This is a genomic window from Limisphaera sp. 4302-co (assembly GCF_049537155.1).
In the GTDB taxonomy this organism is placed as follows: domain Bacteria; phylum Verrucomicrobiota; class Verrucomicrobiia; order Limisphaerales; family Limisphaeraceae; genus Limisphaera.
The window spans coordinates 571,601-587,702 of sequence record NZ_JBMVQZ010000001.1 but is presented as its reverse complement, the minus strand read 5'-3'; the positions used below and the strand labels follow the sequence as shown (position 1 = coordinate 587,702).

Genomic DNA, 16,102 nt, shown 5'->3' with positions numbered 1-16,102 from the left:
GTGAGATCCGCCGGGATTGCTGCGATTTGGATTGGATTCAGCCATGCTCGAAATCGTTAATTCCGTGCGAAGCTAACACGGCTGGTGCGGTGTCGCAACCTGGGTTTGCCCGCCGGCATTCCCAGCGGAGGCGTCGTCGGGTTTCCGGCGTGAGCTTGAAGAGTTCACCCGGCTGGAGGCCTTCGACCCAGAAGATGGTGCCGGAGGAGGTTTCTGCGACGAGGCGCAGCCGTCGCTCGGGCGCGGGGACGCCGGCGGCGGTGAAAAGGTCCTGGAGCTTGGCGGGGCGGGTGAAGCCGAGGGGCTGGAAACGGTCGCCGGGCTGCCAGAAGCGGAGTCGGACCGAGGGACCGACCTTGTCAGCGTCGAAGAACTCCACGCCGGGCCGGGGCGTGCCGATCCGGGGACCGCGGGTGGGGGTGATGCGCCAGGAGAGTTCCGCACCGCCGAAGGCGGTCCGGCCGGGCTGTTGGAGGTCGAGCGTGTGCTGTGCTGTGCGAAAGTTCAGGTCGGCAGGCGGGGCAACGTGGACTTGACCCGATTTGTCCCGGATGAACCAAAGGTTGGGTCCGGCGTGGATGCGGCGGCCGGGTCGGAGGCGGAGTTGTTCGACCAGGGTGAAGGAGGGTTCGCGACCGAGCCGGCGCAATTGGAGGCGGATGACGGCTCGTTGGACGGCCTCGGGCAATTGATGGAAGGGTGGGGAGGGCGATGCGCACCACTGTTGGGCCCAGAGTCGGACCGCGGCGGCTTCGGCGCCCACGATTTCCATGACTCGCGGGATGGTCTGGCGGAGCCCGGGCTGGTAGGCGGATTCGAGGAGGGGGAGCAGTTCGTTGCGGATACGGTTGCGGAGGATGTCGGGTGCGAGGTTGGAACGGTCCTCGCGGAAGGGCAGCTTTCGCCATGCGGCGTAAGCGCGGAGCGTGGCCTTGGGCAGGTTCAACAAGGGTCGGATCAACGCCGGGACTGTTTCGGTGGAGCGGCGAGGGTCTCGTCCGGCTGGGGCGGGGGATTTCCAGTGCATGCCTTCGAGGCCTTCCCCGCCGGCTCCGCGGAGGATGCGCAGGAAGAAGAGCTCCACCTGATCGTCTGCATGATGTCCGAGGGCGATGGTCGGGCTGCCCCATTCACTGGCGGTGCGGATCAGAAAGTCCAGGCGCAGGGTGCGTGCGGCCATTTCGAGCGACCATCCGTGCTGCCGGGCCAGGGCCCGGACGTCGCCGCGTCCGGCGAAGAAGGGGAGGCCCAACCGGGCGGCGTGATCACGGACGAAGGCTTCGTCGGCATCGGCTTCCGGGCCGCGGAGCTGGTGATTAAAGTGGGCGACGCCCAGGATCCAGTGGTGGCGCGGGGTCAGCCGGTGGAGGAGGTCGAGCAGGACCATGGAATCGCAGCCGCCGGAGACGGCCACGAGGACCTTCTGTTCCGGCTGCAAGAGGTTGTGGGACCGGACGTTGGCCGCCACCTGGCGGAGGAGGGCGCGTTCAGCGGCGTGGGTGAAATCAGCGTCGGCCGTCATACCAGACGAAACAGGCCTCGCGGCTGGTGACGGTTTGCCGGTGGCGCCAGGCTGCGCGGGCCCAGAAATGGATGAGTTCGGAAGGGCGGTAGAGGTATAACTTGCGTGCGGAGGTGAGGAGGGGGTGTCGGTGGAGGATGACGATTTTTTGCCTTCGGGCGCGCGCGAGGGCGCGGAGCCGGCAGGTGAGATCGATTTCCTCGGCGGCGTAGAGGGTCTCGTTGAATCCTCCGACAGTTCGAAAGGCTTCCGTGCGGACGAAGATGAAAGCGCCGGCCAGCCATTTGCCGCAGCGGCTGGCCAGGTTCCAGGCGGTGATGGCGAAACGTCCGAGCCAGTGGGGGGCGTCCATGCGCAGGGTGGAGCCGCCGGCCAGAACGCGGGGGTTGCTCATCTGCCGGGCCATGTCTTCGAACAACGCCGGGCAAGGGTGGCTGTCGGCGTCGAGGAAGAGGATCCAGTTGCCTGTGGCGAGCCGTGCACCGCAGTTTCGGGCGCGAGCGATCTGGCGGACGGGCTCGAAGACCACCGTGGCGCCTGCAGCAGCGGCGATGCGGGGGGTGGCGTCGGTGGAATGGTTGTCGCAGACGATGCATTCGACCTCCCAGGCGCGTCGGGTCAGGGCGCGGGAAGCTTGCCGGACGGCCTCCAAGGTGCTGCCCAGCCACTGTTCTTCGTTGTACGCGGGGATGACGATGGAGATCCGCACCGGTATTCAATGTGACCGGCGTGGAGCCCGGCGGCAACCGGAAAAGAGGATGGGCGGCTGCGGGATGGCGGGCCCGGCCGGGCGAAGAGGCCGAAAGGGTTTGTCGAAAAACCCTGTTACACTTGTGGGGAGCCGTTTATGATGCGCCGGGTCCGGTCGGGGCGTCCGCCGGCCGGGGTGGGGCAACTCCGGCTGGTGCGGGCTGACCGCACGCCAGGCCGGGTTGGCAAGAGGCATGGTGAAGGTGTCTGGAGAGGGTCGAGCATGAACGAGGCAGTTGGTGGCGTGTGGGGGACGTTGGTGCTGTATGCCGGGGTGGTGCTTTTGGCCTCGTTGGCCGGGGGTGCGGTACCGTGTTATTTGGCGCTGACGCACACGCGATTGCAGGTGGCGGTGAGTCTGGTGGCGGGTCTGATGTTTGGGCTGGCGCTGTTGCAGTTGTTTCCTCATTCGGTGGAGGCGGTGGGCTCGGCCCACGGTGCGGCCCTGTGGATGGTGGCTGGGTTTGTGGGGATGTTTGTGCTGCAGCGGTTTTTGCCGTTTCACGAGCACGACGTGGTGGAGGGGCAGCCGAAGTCGGCTTGCGGGCATGCGCATGCGCCGGCGTTGCTGCGGAGCGGTCCGTTGGGGTGGGTGGGTGTGGCGCTGGGCCTGTCTCTGCATTCGGTGCTGGACGGGCTGGCGCTGGCATCGGCCGTGGCGGCCGTGGATCACGGGCACGGGCACGGGCTGGGGCTGGGCACCTCACTGGCGGTGATCCTGCACAAGCCGTTTTGCGCCCTGTCGGTTACGACGTTGATGGTGGCTTCCGGGACGGCGCGGCGTTGGTATTTTCCGGTGAACCTGGCTTTTGCGCTGGTGACGCCGCTGGCGGCGGTGGCGTGTTTCTGGGCGGGACGTCCCCTGTGGGAGGCTCATCCGGTGTGGCTGGGGTATGCGCTGGCGTTTTGTGCAGGGACGTTTCTCTGCATTGCATGCGCGGATTTGCTGCCGGAGCTGCAGTTCCATGCGCATGATCGGGTGAAGCTTTCGCTGTCGCTGGTGGTGGGGGTGATGTTGGCGGTGTGGATCGGCGGGCATGCCCACGGGCCGGGTCACGTGCACCCGGATCGGCACGGGGACGGAGCGGGCGGGGCGACGGCGCCTGTTCCGGAGGCTCACCCTTCCCCGGAGGTGCCTGCGGACAAGGGGCCGTGAGGTCGGGAGAGGCGCCGGGGGTTGTCGGGGCGATGCAGCGGGGCGGCGGGGTTGGACTCAGACGATGCGGGTTTGACCGCGGCCGCGCACGACCTCGCCGATGATCCAGGCCGGATGCCGCCGGTGGCGGAGGAACCGGACCACGGCGTCGGCCTGTCCGGCCTCCACGATGGCGACCATGCCGATGCCCATGTTGAACACGTGGAACATCTCGGTTTCCTCGATCCGGCCGCGGGTTTGGAGATAGGTGAAGATGGGTGGGATTTCCCAGGACCCTTTTTGGATGACCACGTCGCACCGTGGGGGCAGGACGCGGGGGATGTTGTCGAGGAACCCGCCGCCGGTGATGTGGGCGAGGGCGTGGATGGGCCCGGAGGAACGGCGGGCCGGTCCGTTTGTGCGGCTGAGGGGCTGAAAGTGCTGCAACAGGGCGCGGAGGACGGGCCCGTAGCTGCGGTGCACCTTCAGGAGTTCCTCTCCGATGGTGGTGCCGAGCTCGGGCACGCGCGTGGAGGGTTTGAGTTTGAGCTGCTCGAACAGGATGCGCCGGGCCAGGGAATATCCGTTGGTGTGGAGTCCACTGGAGGCCAGTCCGATGACGGCATCGCCTGCGCGGACCTGCCGGGGGCCGTCCAGGATCGCTTCCCGTTCGACCACGCCGACGATGGAGCCGCAGAGGTCGTACTCGCCGGGGGCATAGAAGCCGGGCATCTGGGCGGTTTCACCTCCGATGAGGGCGCAGTGGTTTTCGGCGCAGGCTTGGGCGAGGCCGCGGACGAGTTGTTCAAACACGCGGGGTTCGAGCCGGCTGGTGCCGATGTAGTCGAGAAAGAAGAGCGGTTCGGCGCCGAGCACGGCGATGTCGTTCACACAATGGTTGACGAGGTCCTGGCCGACGGTGTCGTGGCGGTCCATGGCGAAGGCGACCTTGAGCTTGGTGCCCACGCCGTCAATGGAAGAGACCAGCACGGGCCGGCGGTATTTGCGGATGTCGAGTGCGAACAGGCCGCCGAAGCTGCCGATCTTTCCAAGGACCTCGGGTCGCTGCGCCCGGGCCAGCCAGCGGGGCAGGCGGGCCTTGAGTCGGTTGCCCAGGTCAATGTCCACGCCCGCACGTGCGTATGCGCTCCGTTTCATGGAGCGGCACATTAAAACGACACGAGGCGCGGGTGGCGAGAGCAAAAACCGGGGGTGGAAAGACCGGGCCGGTCGGTCGCCGTGTGCGGCTGTGTGCGGTCCAGGTGCCGGCCTTCTACGATTCGGCGGGGCGGACCGGGAGGGCCAGCTTGCCGGAGGGAATCAGGTCTTCGGCGTCGGGGCCTTTCTGGATCTTCTCGTTCAGCAGGTAGAGGAAAACTGCAAAGAGCAGGAGGTAAATGACCGTGAAAAGGATCAGGGAGGCCAGCACGGTTTCGGCTTTCAGGGTGGGGGAGACGCCCTCGGCGGTGCGCATCAGACCGTAAACGATCCAAGGCTGGCGGCCGGTTTCAGCGGCGAACCAGCCGGCCTGATTGGCGATCTGGGGGCCGAGGACCGAGAGCACGAGCAACCACAACAGCCACCGCCGCTGCGGGAGTGTGCCCCGCCAGGCGTGCCAGGCGCCGAGCACGGCCAGGGCAATCATGGCGAAGCCGACGGCGACCATGAGGTGGTAGAACTGGAACGAGCGATTGACTGGCGGCCAATCCTCCTGCGGAAACTGGTCCAGGCCGGTGACCGGCTGATCCACATCGCCGTGCACCAGCCAGCTCAGCAGCCCGGGAATGGCCAGTCCGTGCACCTTCCTTTCATTCTCGTTGACCCAGCCGAACAGGTAGAGGGGTGCGCGCGGCCGGGTTTCGAAAAGTCCTTCGAAGGCGGCGAGTTTGGCGGGTTGATTCCGGGCGACGCCTTCTGCGCTGATGTGGCCGGTCACCACCTGCAGGAGGGAGGCTGCCAGGCCGACGGCCAGCCCGGCCTTCACACAGGCGCGTGCGAAGTCGAGGTGGACCCGCTTCAGCAGGTACCAGGCACCGACACTGACGACCAGAAACGCGCCGGCCTGCCAGCAGCCGCAGATGACGTGTGACAAACGGTGAACCGAGGAGGGATTGAAGACCATGGCCCAAAAATCCGTGATTTCCGCCCTGGGCCCCATGGGCGTCTCCACGATGTGGAATCCCGCTGGTGTTTGCATCCAGGAATTGGCCACGACGATCCAGATGGCGCTGAAATGGGCGCCGAGGCAGACCATGCAGGTGGCGAAAAAGTGGGTGGTTCGTTTGACCTTGTCCCATCCGAACAACAGCACGGCCAGGAACCCGGACTCCAGGAAGAAGGCGAAGATCCCCTCGGCGGCCAGGGCACTGCCGAAGACATCACCGACGAATCGGGAGTAGTTGGCCCAGTTGGTGCCGAACTCGAACTCCATGACGATGCCGGTGGCGACGCCGAGGGCGAAGGTCAGGGCGAAGATGCGGGTCCAAAACCGGGCCAACTGGTGGTACAGGGGGTTGTTCGTGCGCAGCCAGAGCGACTCAAAAAGCACCAGCATGACGCCCAGCCCGATGCTCAGTGGCGGATAGAGGTAATGAAAGGCCACCGTGGCGGCGAACTGGATGCGCGAGAGTGTGACCACGTCCCATTCCATAAGCACTGTTCAGTGTTCTACCTTGGTTGCATGGTCGCAAGTGAATCCGGTCCGGGACGCGCACGCCCTGCCGGGATGGCGGGGGAGCAACCGGGTGAACGTGCCCGGGGCAACGGAATGGTGCCCAGATGCTGGACGAATGAGCTGCTTGAGCCGGGATGGATCAGGGGCAGGGGGTGGCGGACCGGCTGGTGAAGGGCGCACGGAATGCCTCGGGAGCGGGGTTCCGATTGTGCAAAGGTCGGGTTTCGTTTTGCAGCGGGGCGATGCCGCTTGCTTCGCGCGGGCCCATGGACAGCCGGTCGGCCATCGCGTTAGGATCGCGCATGCTTTTTGGGGCGCATTGTTCGACGGCAGGTGGCGTGGCCTCGGCACTGGAGCGGGCGGTGCGGATCGGGGCGGATTGTTGCCAGTTGTTTGTGAAGAACAACATGCAATGGTTCGCCCGGCCCTTTCGTGAAGAGGAGCTCCAAGCATTTCACGAGGTGCGGCAGAGGGCGGGGCTCGCGTGTGTGTTCGGGCATGCCGGATACCTGATCAACCTGGCGGCGCCGCCCTCGTCGAATCGCGACAAGTCCGTGCGTTCGCTGGTGGAGGAAATCGGGCGGGCGGCCCAGTTGGAACTGCCGTTTCTGGTGGTGCATCCCGGGGCCCATCTCGGGGCGGGAGTGGAGGCGGGTCTGCGCCGGGTAAGCGAGGCCATCGAGGAAGTGGTGACCGCCACGCGCGGGCTGGGTGTACGCATCGCGCTGGAGAACACGGCGGGTCAGGGGACGTGTCTGGGGGGCGAGCTGTGGCACCTGGCAGAGGTGTACCAACGGGTGGGCTGCGCGGACCGGCTGGCGATCTGCCTGGACACGGCGCATTTGTGGGGCGCCGGGTACGACATTCGCGTGCCGGCGGGGTGGGATCGCGTCTGGGAAGAGCTCGAGCGATGGGTGGGGCTGGACCAGGTGGTGGCGTTTCACTTGAACGACTCGAAAGCTGCGTTGGGGTCGCGCCGGGACCGACACGAGCACATTGGTCGGGGCCGGCTTGGCCGGGAGGCGTTTCGACTGCTGGTTTCGGATCCGCGGTTCGACCGGCTGCCGGGCTGTCTGGAAACGCCGAAATCGGAGGATTTGCACGAGGACCGCGAGAATCTGGCCGTGTTGCGGTCGCTGTGCGCAACCGGGGGCGGGCGCCGTCTCGCGAAGCAAGGTGCGTGGGCAGGCGGCCGACGCAGTCGGGCGAAAGTGAAATGGCGGAGAGAGGGGGATTCGAACCCCCGATACGGGTTTTAGCCCGTATAACGGTTTAGCAAACCGTCGCCTTCAGCCACTCGGCCATCTCTCCGCAAGCGACACTTTGCGTCGGCAACCGGCCGGCCCCGCGGATGGTGAAGACCGGGGTCGGATCGTCCGACCACCGCTCACCATACGGGCACTGGTCGTGCGCAGCAAGAGCAAAGCTGGAACCGATGGAGAGACTCGAGGCGGCGGCCGCTCGTCCAGGGCAGTGGGCTCAGGGCGTGGGCGGCGGAGCTTCCCCGGGGCCTTCGCGGGATTCGGCACGCGTTCGTCTGCCGGATTGGTCAGTGCGGGATGGGGTTTGGATGACCTACCGGTTCTCGGCGGAGGCATTCTTCGAGGCCCCCTGTTTCGGCGGTTTGCCGGCCGCGCCCGGTCTGGGTCCGATTCGTACCGAGAGGGCAACGTAGCGGCCGTCTTCGCTGGGCACGTAGCTGATGCCCACCTCTTCTCCGGGCCTGGCATCGGCCAGGACAGCGGGTTTGCCGTCCTTGGTGATGCGGGTTTCCGAAGTGATGTACACGACGGTTTTGCCGACCTTCAGGGTTTTGTGGACCTGATCCACCTCGGTGATGCGTCCGGCAAGGGGCCGGTGCCTTGCGCCGGGCTTGGGCTTGGGAACGGGCGCGGGGTCGGACGGGCTGCCTGCCACCGGCTTGTCCGGCTCGGCGGCTGGCGCGGTGGGCCGGGTGAGCAGACCGATGAGTGCTGCCAGGATGAGGGTTGCGATGGCGCGTTTCATGAGTTTCTCGGGCGGTGTAGCGGTTGCGGGTTCTATCCGCGAGCGGGGCCATCTGGGGGCCCTGCTCTTCAAGGCCCCTTCCTAGTCCGTGGCCCGGTCCAGTCAAGGCGGAAATCTGGATCGTGGTTCTTTCAGTGGAATCTGAAGACCGCTGATGCCGCGGGCAGGCTGGGGCAGGGCTGCCGACGCGGGTGCAGTCGGAATACATCATGCGCTGCCCGGGAGAGAGTTGTGGCGGTAAAAAGGGCGGGCGGGATTGACAGTACCGGCCAGTTGCACAAATGTTGGGTCCATCGAAGGAACCTGAAGGAATCCAATCACTTCATTTCGAGAGGAGAAACGAGATATGGCATTGCCCGTTGGAAGCAAGGCACCGGATTTCACGTTGAAGACCAAGACCCCGTCCGGGTTGCAGGACGTGACGCTGAGCAACAACTTCGGCAAACGCAACACGGTCCTGCTGTTCTTCCCGCTGGCCTTCACCGGCGTCTGCACAAAGGAGATGTGCGACGTGACGGCGGGGTTGAACGCTTACCGGGAGCTGAACGCGGATGTGATCGCCATCAGCGTGGACAGTCCGTTTGCGCAGGAGGCTTGGGCGCAGAAGGAGAAGATCGGCATCACGCTCGCCAGCGATCTGAACAAGACCGTGGCCAGGGCGTACGATGTGTTGCTGGATGACCTGCTGGGCTTGGGGTCGGTCAGTGCCCGGGCGGCGTTCGTGATCGACAAGGAGGGGATCATCCGGTACAGCGAGCAGACGCCCACTCCGAAAGAGTTGCCCAATTTCGAAGCCATCAAGCAGGTGCTGGCCCGGCTGAGCTGAAGCGGGCCGGGTTGCGAGTTGCGCGGCCGGGTCGCTCCGCGACCGGCCGCGCCCGGCGTGGCGGCGGGGTCGGCGGTCCCTGGTTTCATTCCCGGGTGCTTTCCGTGGGCAGTGGGATTCTGCTGGCAGGAACCCACCGAGGCGGCTTCTGCCTGGCCGGCTGACCGGGGACCCCCTGCAAGCCGGGCGGGTAAGGTCGTTTGTTCGAATTCGCATTTTGCATGCGCGCAGTTTGTGCCAGCATGGGGCCGACGGCTGAGCGGCTCGACACGGTGAAAAAGACCCATACAGCCAGGCGCCGGATCCTCGTCGTGGACGACGAACCTCTGGTGTGTGAAGCGATGGCCATGATGCTGTCGTTCGACGGACATCAGGTTCAGATGGCCCAAAACGGGGCGGAGGCCCTGGCTTTGTTGGAGAAGCAGCCGTTCGACCTGGTGATCACGGATTATGCCATGCCGGAGATGCGGGGCGACGAGCTGGTGCAGCACGTCTCCGCCCGGTGGCCGACCCTGCCCATTCTGATGGTCACCGCCCACGCCGAGGTTCTGGCGGCCAATCGGGTGCCGTTGCCCGGGGTGGCGATGGTGTTGAGCAAGCCTTTCATGCTGGACACGCTGCGCCGGGCCATCGAGAAAGTCTGTCCCATGCCGACGCCGTCCTCGCAGGCGTAGGCTTCCTGCCTCATCCGCTTCGTCCGGCCCGCGATTGGTCTTTCGACCCTTTGGTGCAAAGGCCGGTTTCGGGCCTTGCCGGTCCCTGCCCTGCGGTGCTGCGGCGCCATGTGGGGGCGGTTCTCCGTCCTTGAGCTTCCGATGGGATTGGTCCAGCGTGGCTGGCATGCGCGAGGGGATCGGTTTGTCACGGCGCCGGTTCCTGGTGGTGACGGCACTTGTGGCGTCATGGGCCGGGGTGGCAGTCCGGAGCCGGCTGTTCGGCGGGAGATCGGAAAAGGCCCCGGTGTACCTGTTCGACAAGGTCTGTGTACAGGCCGGGCTGAGCCTCGACGAAACCGCTGCCCTGGTGGAGGCCACGGGTCTGGACGGCGTGGATTGTGCGGTTCGACCCGGTGATCGGATCGAGCCGGCCCGCGTGCGTGAGGACCTGGTGCGGTATGACCGGTTGTTGCGCGATCGTGGCGCGCGGGTGGGCCTGGTGACCACGGCGATTCTGGACACGGACAGCCCGCATGCGCGGGCGATCCTGGAAACAGTACGCGAGCTTGGGGTGAGATTCTATCGGGTGGGCTTCTTGCGGGTGGGGCCGGATGCGGCGGTGGACGAGCAGCTCCGGCGCGTCCGTGAATCCCTGGCCCGGCTGGCCGAGTGGAATCGGGAGCTGGGGCTGTGTGCGCTGGTGCAGAATCATTCACCGACCGGGCGGACCCGGTACCTCGGAGGGGACCTGGGTGAGCTGGCGGCGTTGGTGGAGGGGTTCTCACCAACCGAGGTGGCGGTGGCGTTCGACCCCGGGCACGCGCTGCTGGTGCACGGGGAGGGCTGGTTGGAGGGGTTCGAGCGGGTTCGCGAGCATCTGGGCGTGGTGTACGTGAAGGACACGGACCGCCGGCGCCGCTTCGTTCCCTTCGGCGAGGGTGAGCTGGGTCGGATGGGGTTTTTCGATCGCCTGCGACGGCTGGGCTACGGCGGCCCGTTCTCGTTGCACATCGAATATGACTGGGGTCGCGAGGGCAGGCGGACGCGATCGGAATTGGAAACCGCCGTGCGACGGAGCCTGGACGTGCTGCGCGGGTGGTGGGAGGGGGCACGGACCTCCTGACCCTTGGCGGTGGCGAAGGTCCTTCGTTCTGGCCGGCAGGCCGGTTTGCCGCCGCCCGTCAGGGTTGTTGTCCGGGCGGGCGGTCCGGCGAGACCAGACCCCTGGCGACGGCGTACCGCGTGAGGCCGGCCACGGTGTGGATGCCGAGCTTCTGCATCAGATGTTCGCGATGCGTTTCGACGGTGCGGATGCTGACGCCGAGGCGGTCGGCGATTTCCTTGTTGGTCAGGCCTTCGGCGATCCCGATGAGGACCTGACGTTCGCGGGGGGTGAGTTCGGGTGTCTGGGGTGAGGGCGCCTGTTCGGCCAGGACGAGTTGGTTGAGGACCACGCGGGCCACGTCTGCGCTGAAGAAGGACTCGCCGCGGGAGACGGCTTCCACCGCTTGAACGAGCATGCCTGGATCGGCCTCTTTTGAGACGTAGCCTTGGGCGCCCGCCTGGAGGATGCGGAGGATGTAGTCGGTATTGGCGTGCATGGAGAGGATGAGGACCTTGACGTCAGGTAGCTCCCGCCGAATGGCCTCGGTCAGGGCCAGTCCATCCATGCGCGGCATGTCGAGGTCGGTCAGCACGACATCCGGGTGAAGGGTCCGGCAGAGGTCGAGAGCCTCAATGCCGTCGGCGGCTTCTCCGACCACCTCGATGGAGGGGTTCCTCTGCAACCAAGCCCGGATCCCCCGGCGGACCACGGGGTGGTCATCCACCAACAGCACGCGTATGGGGGCGGGCGTCATGAGCGGGGAAGTGGGTTGAGCCGATTCTGTGTGCGGGCGGTCTGCTGACAGCGTTCCGGTTGCCGGCGGGTGATCCCGCGGGTGTGGGCGTTCGCAGGTGGGGAAAGACGCGTCATGCTTGGTTGCCTTTGCAAGGAGATTGCTGGCGAGGCTCGTCATTGTGTGGTGGAGGGTGGGGTCCTGCCGGTTTTTGGACCGGGATGGGCGCGGCCAGTTCGCTTTCAACCGGCTTTTGCCGCCTTGGCCTGTTGGCTACTGGATTGGCGATGTACGGTTGCATGGTGCGGTCCCGCCCGGTTGGCTCGGAAGCTGGGAACCACGCTACCGGAATTGCGGGAACAGACAATCCGGGGGGCGCCTAGTTGTGATCCCGGAGAATATCTGGGGCACTTCCGTATTTCGCCCGACAAGCCGTCCCGGGTCCATCCCGGGTGGGGCGGGTGTCGCATGGGCAAGGGGGTGGTTGGTGGAGGATCGGACCTGAGGAAAACGGAGCGCCCACCCGGTCGAGGATGGGCGGGAACCGGGTGGGCGCTTTTGTGTGGGTGGTGTTGCGGTGTTGTGCGGGTCAAACGGTATAGGAGCCGCTGGCCACGCGGCCGCCGTGGCCGGTCCAGTTGGTGTGGAAGAACTGGCCGCGGGGCCGGTCCACCCGCTCGTAGGTGTGGGCGCCGAAGTAATCGCGCTGGGCCTGGATGAGGTTGGCCGGGAGTCGTTCACTGCGGATGCCGTCGAAGAAGGCCAGGGCGGTGGCGAAGGCGGGCACGGGGATGCCGTGCCGGGCGGCGTGGGCCACGACGCGCCGCCAGGAGGGTGTGGCCTCGCGGATGGCGTTGGCGAAGAACGGGTCCAGCAGGAGGTTTTCGAGATTGGGATTTTTGTCGAAGGCCTTTTTGATTTCGCCGAGGAAGACGCTGCGGATGATGCAGCCCCCGCGCCAGAGCAGGGCGATGCTGCCATAGTTCAGGTTCCAGCCGTATTGTTGGGCGGCGGCGCGCATGAGCATGAAGCCCTGGGCGTAGCTGACGATTTTGGAGGCATAGAGGGCGCGGCGGAGGTCCTGGAGCCACTGGTTACGGTCGCCTTCGAACCGGGGTTCGGGCACGGGGAAGACCTTCGCGGCCTCGACGCGCTGTTCCTTGAAGGCGGAGACGCAGCGGGCATAGACGGCCTCGGCGATGAGGGTGACGGGGATGCCGAGTTCGGCCGAGGAGATGACCGTCCATTTGCCGGTGCCCTTCTGGCCGGCGGTGTCGAGGATTTTGTCGACCAGGGGCTGGCCGTCTTCGTCCTTGAAGGCGAGGATGTCGCGGGTGATTTCGATGAGGTAGGATTTGAGTTCAGCCTCGTTCCATTCGCCGAAGACGCGGCTCATTTCGTCCGGGGTCATGCCCAGGGCGTCTTTCATGATGTGGTAGGTCTCGGCGATGAGCTGCATGTCGCCGTATTCGATGCCGTTGTGGACCATCTTGACGTAGTGGCCGGCGCCGTTTTCTCCCACCCACTCGCAGCAGGGCTCGGTGCGACCGGTGGTGGGGTCGGTGACCTTGGCGGCGATGGCTTGGAAGATGGGTTTGACGTGGGGCCAGGCGGCTGGGCTGCCGCCGGGCATGATGGAGGGGCCGTGGCGGGCGCCCTCCTCGCCGCCGCTGACGCCGGTGCCGATGTAGAGGAGGCCCTTGCTTTCCACGTATTTGGTGCGGCGGATGGTGTCTTCGAAGTTCGAGTTGCCCCCGTCAATGATGATGTCGCCGGGCTCGAGCACGGTCAGGAGCTGTTCGATGAACTCGTCCACGGGCGGGCCGGCCTTGACCATGAGCATGACGCGGCGCGGTTTCTTGAGGAGGGCGGCCATTTCCTGGAGGGAGTGGGCGCCGATGACGCGCGTGCCCCTGGCTTCGTTGGCGAGGAACTCGTCCACCTTGGAGGTGGTGCGGTTGTAGGCCACGACGGTGAAGCCGTGGTCGTTCATGTTGAGGATGAGGTTCTGGCCCATGACGGCCAGACCGATGACGGCGATGTCAGCTTTCGGTTCCATGGGAAGGCAACAGGGGTTTGCGTGGGTTGGGTTGTCCGGTCGAGGGTCTCAACGTTGGATGCGTGCGGAGCCTCCGCGTGCGAAGGCTTCGACCTGTTCGACGGTGACCATGGTGGTGTCGCCGGGCGTGGTGGTGAGCAGGGCGCCGTGGGCCCAACCGAGCCGGACACAGTCCTCGGGCGACCGGCCGGTCAACATGCCGTAGAACAGGCCGGCGGCGAATCCGTCGCCGCCTCCGACGCGATCGTAGACGTCCAGTTCGCATGTGGGCGCCTGGTGGACCTGGCCGTTGATCCAGGCGACGGCGCTCCAGCGATGGCGGTTGGTGGAGAGGACCTCGCGGAGGGTGGTGGCGACGACCCGGATTTGCGGGTAGGTCTTGACCACGGTGTCCATCATGCCGACGAAGGCGGCCGGGTCGAGTTTGGAGGTGGCGTGGACGTCGGGTCCTTTCAGGCCGAGACCTTTTTGGAGGTCTTCCTCGTTGCCGACGAGCACGTCCACGTGTTGGACGATCTGGCGCATGACGGTGACGGCGCGGTCCTGACCGCCCCAGACGTCCCAGAGTTTCTGGCGGAAGTTCAGGTCGAACGAGGTTACGGCGCCGGCGGCCTTGGCGGCCTGCATGGCCTCAATGATGAGGGGGCCGGTGGTTTCGGAGAGCGCGGCGAAGATGCCGCCGCTGTGGAACCAGCGGACGCCCTGGCTGAAGATGGCCTTCCAGTCGAAGTCGCCCGGTTTGAGCAGGGCGCCGGCTTCGTTGCTGCGGTTGTAGAAGACGACGGGTGGGCGTACGCCGAAGCCGCGGTCGCTGTAGACGATGGCGTGGTTGGGCCCGCGGACGCCGTCGTGTTTGAAACGTTTGTAGAATGGTTTGACGCCCATGGCGCGGACCCGCTCGGCGATCAGATCGCCGATGGGGTACTCGACCAGGGCGGTGGCGATACCGGTCTGGAGGCGGAAGCAGTCGGCGAGGTTGGCAGCGACGTTGTATTCCCCGCCGCTGACGTGGATGCGGCATTCCGTGGCCTTGCGGAAGGGGACCACGCCGGGGTCCAGTCGGTGGACCAGCGCGCCCAGGGCCAGGAAGTCCAGTGAACCTTGCGAGGGAATGTTCAGTCCGTAGTTGCTCATAAAGTCGGGTTCAGAGGTTGCCGTTGCCCAGGAAAACGGGCCGGAGATGGCGTTCGTACAGGTTGTTTGTCACGAGGCGGGCGATGATGTCGTGGGCCTGTTCGAGCAGGCCCAGGAATTCCGCTCCGCGTCGAGCGGCCAGTTTGTAGGCCACGTGGAAAAGCTGGCGGAGGTGGGGGTTGAAGTCGGGGCAGGCGGGATCGTGCCGGAGGGCGGCGGCGAATCGTTCGGGACTCCAGCGGTGGACCTCGTCGGGCGAGGGCAGTCGGCGACGGTCAATGTCGATGACCGTGGCGTAGGGGGCGCACAGTTCGTCCATGTGTTCGAGGGCCTCGGTGTAGAGGTTTTGGGCGAACTGGAGGCCGGCTCCGCCGGATTCGATCAGTCCGAGGAGTTCTTCCAGCCAGGTGGTCCCGGCGGTTTTGATGTGAAGTCCCTCGCCGGTCCGACGCAGGGTGCGGTGGAGGATGGGGTAAAGCGAGAACTTGTCGCTGCCCGAGTGGACGCTGAGTTTGAGGTTGGCGGGCAGACCGTATTGCTGCCGGGCAAAGCGAAGGACGGTCAGGAAGTCGAGCAGCTGTCGTTCGAAAGCCTCCGGGTCTCCGACGTAGTCCACGCCCTTGTTGAACCGGCCGACGAACCGGGGTGCGATGGTTTGGACGGGCACGCCCGCATCGGCCAGTGCGGCCAGGATGACCAGCAGTTCCAAGGGCGACTGGGGGTGGTCGGTCTCGTCCATGGAAACCTCGGTGATGAAGGTGCCGGGTTTCCTGGCGGCAGCGATGGTCTGGTAGGCTGCGGCGGCCTCGTCCACGGCTTTGAGGTAGTGACCGGCCGCGCGGCTGAGCGTGGCGTGGTCGGTTTGAATTGGCTCGGTGAGGTCGGGCAGGTCGAGACGGCCGAGGAGTTCCGGGTGTTTTTGGAGAAAGGCCTCCACCCGGGCGGGTGGTGCGGGTTGGCCGATGGCTTCGGCGACGTCGAGGGTGAAATAGTCGCAGCAGGAGAGGTAGGGTCCGAGGATGTCACGCCGGACGTGGTCGGCATCCACGTGCCAGGGGAGGGCCCAACCCGCGGCACGCACGGCGGCCTCGGCGGCGGTGCGGACGCTTTCGGGTGAGGACCCGATGATCTGATGTTCACGATGGGATTTGTTCCAGACAGGGATGACCTCCCGGCCTGCCCGGAGGAGTTTCTGGCAGGCAGCCAGTTGGGCACCGGCTTCGTGGGCGAAGCGATCGCCCACACCGACCGAGTACTTGGCAAGTTGCAGAGTGTTTTGCATTCGTTTGTGACGTCCGTACCTCCCGCCGTGCCTCTCCGACCCGGCACGGCACGAGACTACCGGATTCGACCCGTGCCCGGGCGTGCGAATTTGTGCATGGCAGTCTGAGAAAATTGCACGGCCCGAGGGTATCGGGTGCGATGCCAAAAATTCAAAGCGAATTGCAGAAGCGCGGAGGCGCGGTCCGGGGTGGGTCGTGCTAGGTTGGGGCGCAGATTG

14 protein-coding genes and 1 tRNA gene are annotated in these 16,102 nt (G+C 65.9%); 5 read left to right on the top strand and 10 right to left on the bottom strand.

The genetic code is table 11. The features are described 5' to 3' along the window. Window positions 1-37: 37 nt before the first annotated feature. Entirely contained in the window at window positions 38-1,522 is a 1,485-nt protein-coding gene (gene tilS, locus ACPDIX_RS02210) for a tRNA lysidine(34) synthetase TilS (RefSeq protein WP_423430129.1), read from the bottom strand. Next, the gene (locus ACPDIX_RS02205) at window positions 1,506-2,231 is read right to left on the bottom strand and encodes a glycosyltransferase (protein WP_423430128.1); all 726 of its coding nucleotides are present in this window, start codon (window positions 2,229-2,231) and stop codon (window positions 1,506-1,508) included. Before ACPDIX_RS02205 ends, tilS begins: the two co-directional genes overlap by 17 nt. A gap of 264 nt (window positions 2,232-2,495) precedes the next feature. On the opposite strand from ACPDIX_RS02205, the gene ACPDIX_RS02200 reads away from it, so the two are divergent. Continuing rightward, window positions 2,496-3,428: a ZIP family metal transporter gene (locus ACPDIX_RS02200; RefSeq protein ID WP_423430127.1), complete on the top strand. Its 933-nt coding sequence runs from the start codon at window positions 2,496-2,498 to the stop codon at window positions 3,426-3,428. A 57-nt stretch (window positions 3,429-3,485) separates the two neighbouring features. Here the strand turns inward: ACPDIX_RS02200 and purM are convergent, their stop codons facing one another. Both purM and ACPDIX_RS02190 read right to left on the bottom strand, forming a co-directional pair. Further along, window positions 3,486-4,565, bottom strand: coding sequence for a phosphoribosylformylglycinamidine cyclo-ligase (gene purM, locus ACPDIX_RS02195; RefSeq protein ID WP_423430126.1), 1,080 nt, complete (start codon window positions 4,563-4,565; stop codon window positions 3,486-3,488). Window positions 4,566-4,680: 115 nt separating this feature from the next. Continuing rightward, window positions 4,681-6,057, bottom strand: coding sequence for a cytochrome ubiquinol oxidase subunit I (locus tag ACPDIX_RS02190; protein ID WP_423430125.1), 1,377 nt, complete (start codon window positions 6,055-6,057; stop codon window positions 4,681-4,683). A 326-nt stretch (window positions 6,058-6,383) separates the two neighbouring features. Between ACPDIX_RS02190 and ACPDIX_RS02185 the strand changes: the two genes are divergently transcribed. Further along, on the top strand, window positions 6,384-7,340 hold the full coding sequence (locus tag ACPDIX_RS02185) for a deoxyribonuclease IV (protein ID WP_423430124.1): 957 nt from the start codon (window positions 6,384-6,386) through the stop codon (window positions 7,338-7,340). Here ACPDIX_RS02185 and ACPDIX_RS02180 read toward each other — a convergent pair. Beyond that, window positions 7,299-7,392 (bottom strand) — tRNA-Ser (locus tag ACPDIX_RS02180). The two genes, ACPDIX_RS02185 and ACPDIX_RS02180, sit on opposite strands and share 42 nt — an antisense overlap. Window positions 7,393-7,656: 264 nt before the next feature. Beyond that, entirely contained in the window at window positions 7,657-8,088 is a 432-nt protein-coding gene (locus ACPDIX_RS02175; RefSeq protein ID WP_423430123.1) for a DUF5666 domain-containing protein, read from the bottom strand. 346 nt (window positions 8,089-8,434) lie between these two features. Between ACPDIX_RS02175 and ACPDIX_RS02170 the strand changes: the two genes are divergently transcribed. The 3 genes from ACPDIX_RS02170 to ACPDIX_RS02160 all read left to right on the top strand — a co-directional run bounded on the left by ACPDIX_RS02170 (window position 8,435) and on the right by ACPDIX_RS02160 (window position 10,693). Beyond that, window positions 8,435-8,914, top strand: a complete 480-nt coding sequence (locus ACPDIX_RS02170) for a redoxin domain-containing protein (protein WP_423430122.1) — start codon at window positions 8,435-8,437, stop codon at window positions 8,912-8,914. Window positions 8,915-9,156: 242 nt separating this feature from the next. Continuing rightward, window positions 9,157-9,588: a response regulator gene (locus ACPDIX_RS02165; RefSeq protein ID WP_423430121.1), complete on the top strand. Its 432-nt coding sequence runs from the start codon at window positions 9,157-9,159 to the stop codon at window positions 9,586-9,588. A 166-nt stretch (window positions 9,589-9,754) separates the two neighbouring features. Beyond that, window positions 9,755-10,693 (top strand): sugar phosphate isomerase/epimerase family protein, encoded by a 939-nt coding sequence (locus tag ACPDIX_RS02160; RefSeq protein WP_423430120.1) that lies wholly within the window; start codon window positions 9,755-9,757, stop codon window positions 10,691-10,693. Window positions 10,694-10,751: 58 nt separating this feature from the next. Here ACPDIX_RS02160 and ACPDIX_RS02155 read toward each other — a convergent pair whose 3' ends face one another. The 4 genes from ACPDIX_RS02155 to ACPDIX_RS02140 all read right to left on the bottom strand — a co-directional run bounded on the left by ACPDIX_RS02155 (window position 10,752) and on the right by ACPDIX_RS02140 (window position 15,883). Further along, the gene (locus ACPDIX_RS02155) at window positions 10,752-11,429 is read right to left on the bottom strand and encodes a response regulator (protein WP_423430119.1); all 678 of its coding nucleotides are present in this window, start codon (window positions 11,427-11,429) and stop codon (window positions 10,752-10,754) included. A gap of 568 nt (window positions 11,430-11,997) precedes the next feature. Beyond that, window positions 11,998-13,467: a decarboxylating NADP(+)-dependent phosphogluconate dehydrogenase gene (gene gnd / locus ACPDIX_RS02150; RefSeq protein WP_423430118.1), complete on the bottom strand. Its 1,470-nt coding sequence runs from the start codon at window positions 13,465-13,467 to the stop codon at window positions 11,998-12,000. 48 nt (window positions 13,468-13,515) lie between these two features. Next, the gene (locus ACPDIX_RS02145; protein WP_423430117.1) at window positions 13,516-14,601 is read right to left on the bottom strand and encodes a sugar kinase; all 1,086 of its coding nucleotides are present in this window, start codon (window positions 14,599-14,601) and stop codon (window positions 13,516-13,518) included. A gap of 10 nt (window positions 14,602-14,611) precedes the next feature. Next, entirely contained in the window at window positions 14,612-15,883 is a 1,272-nt protein-coding gene (locus ACPDIX_RS02140) for a tagaturonate epimerase family protein (protein WP_423430116.1), read from the bottom strand. Window positions 15,884-16,102 lie beyond the last annotated feature (219 nt).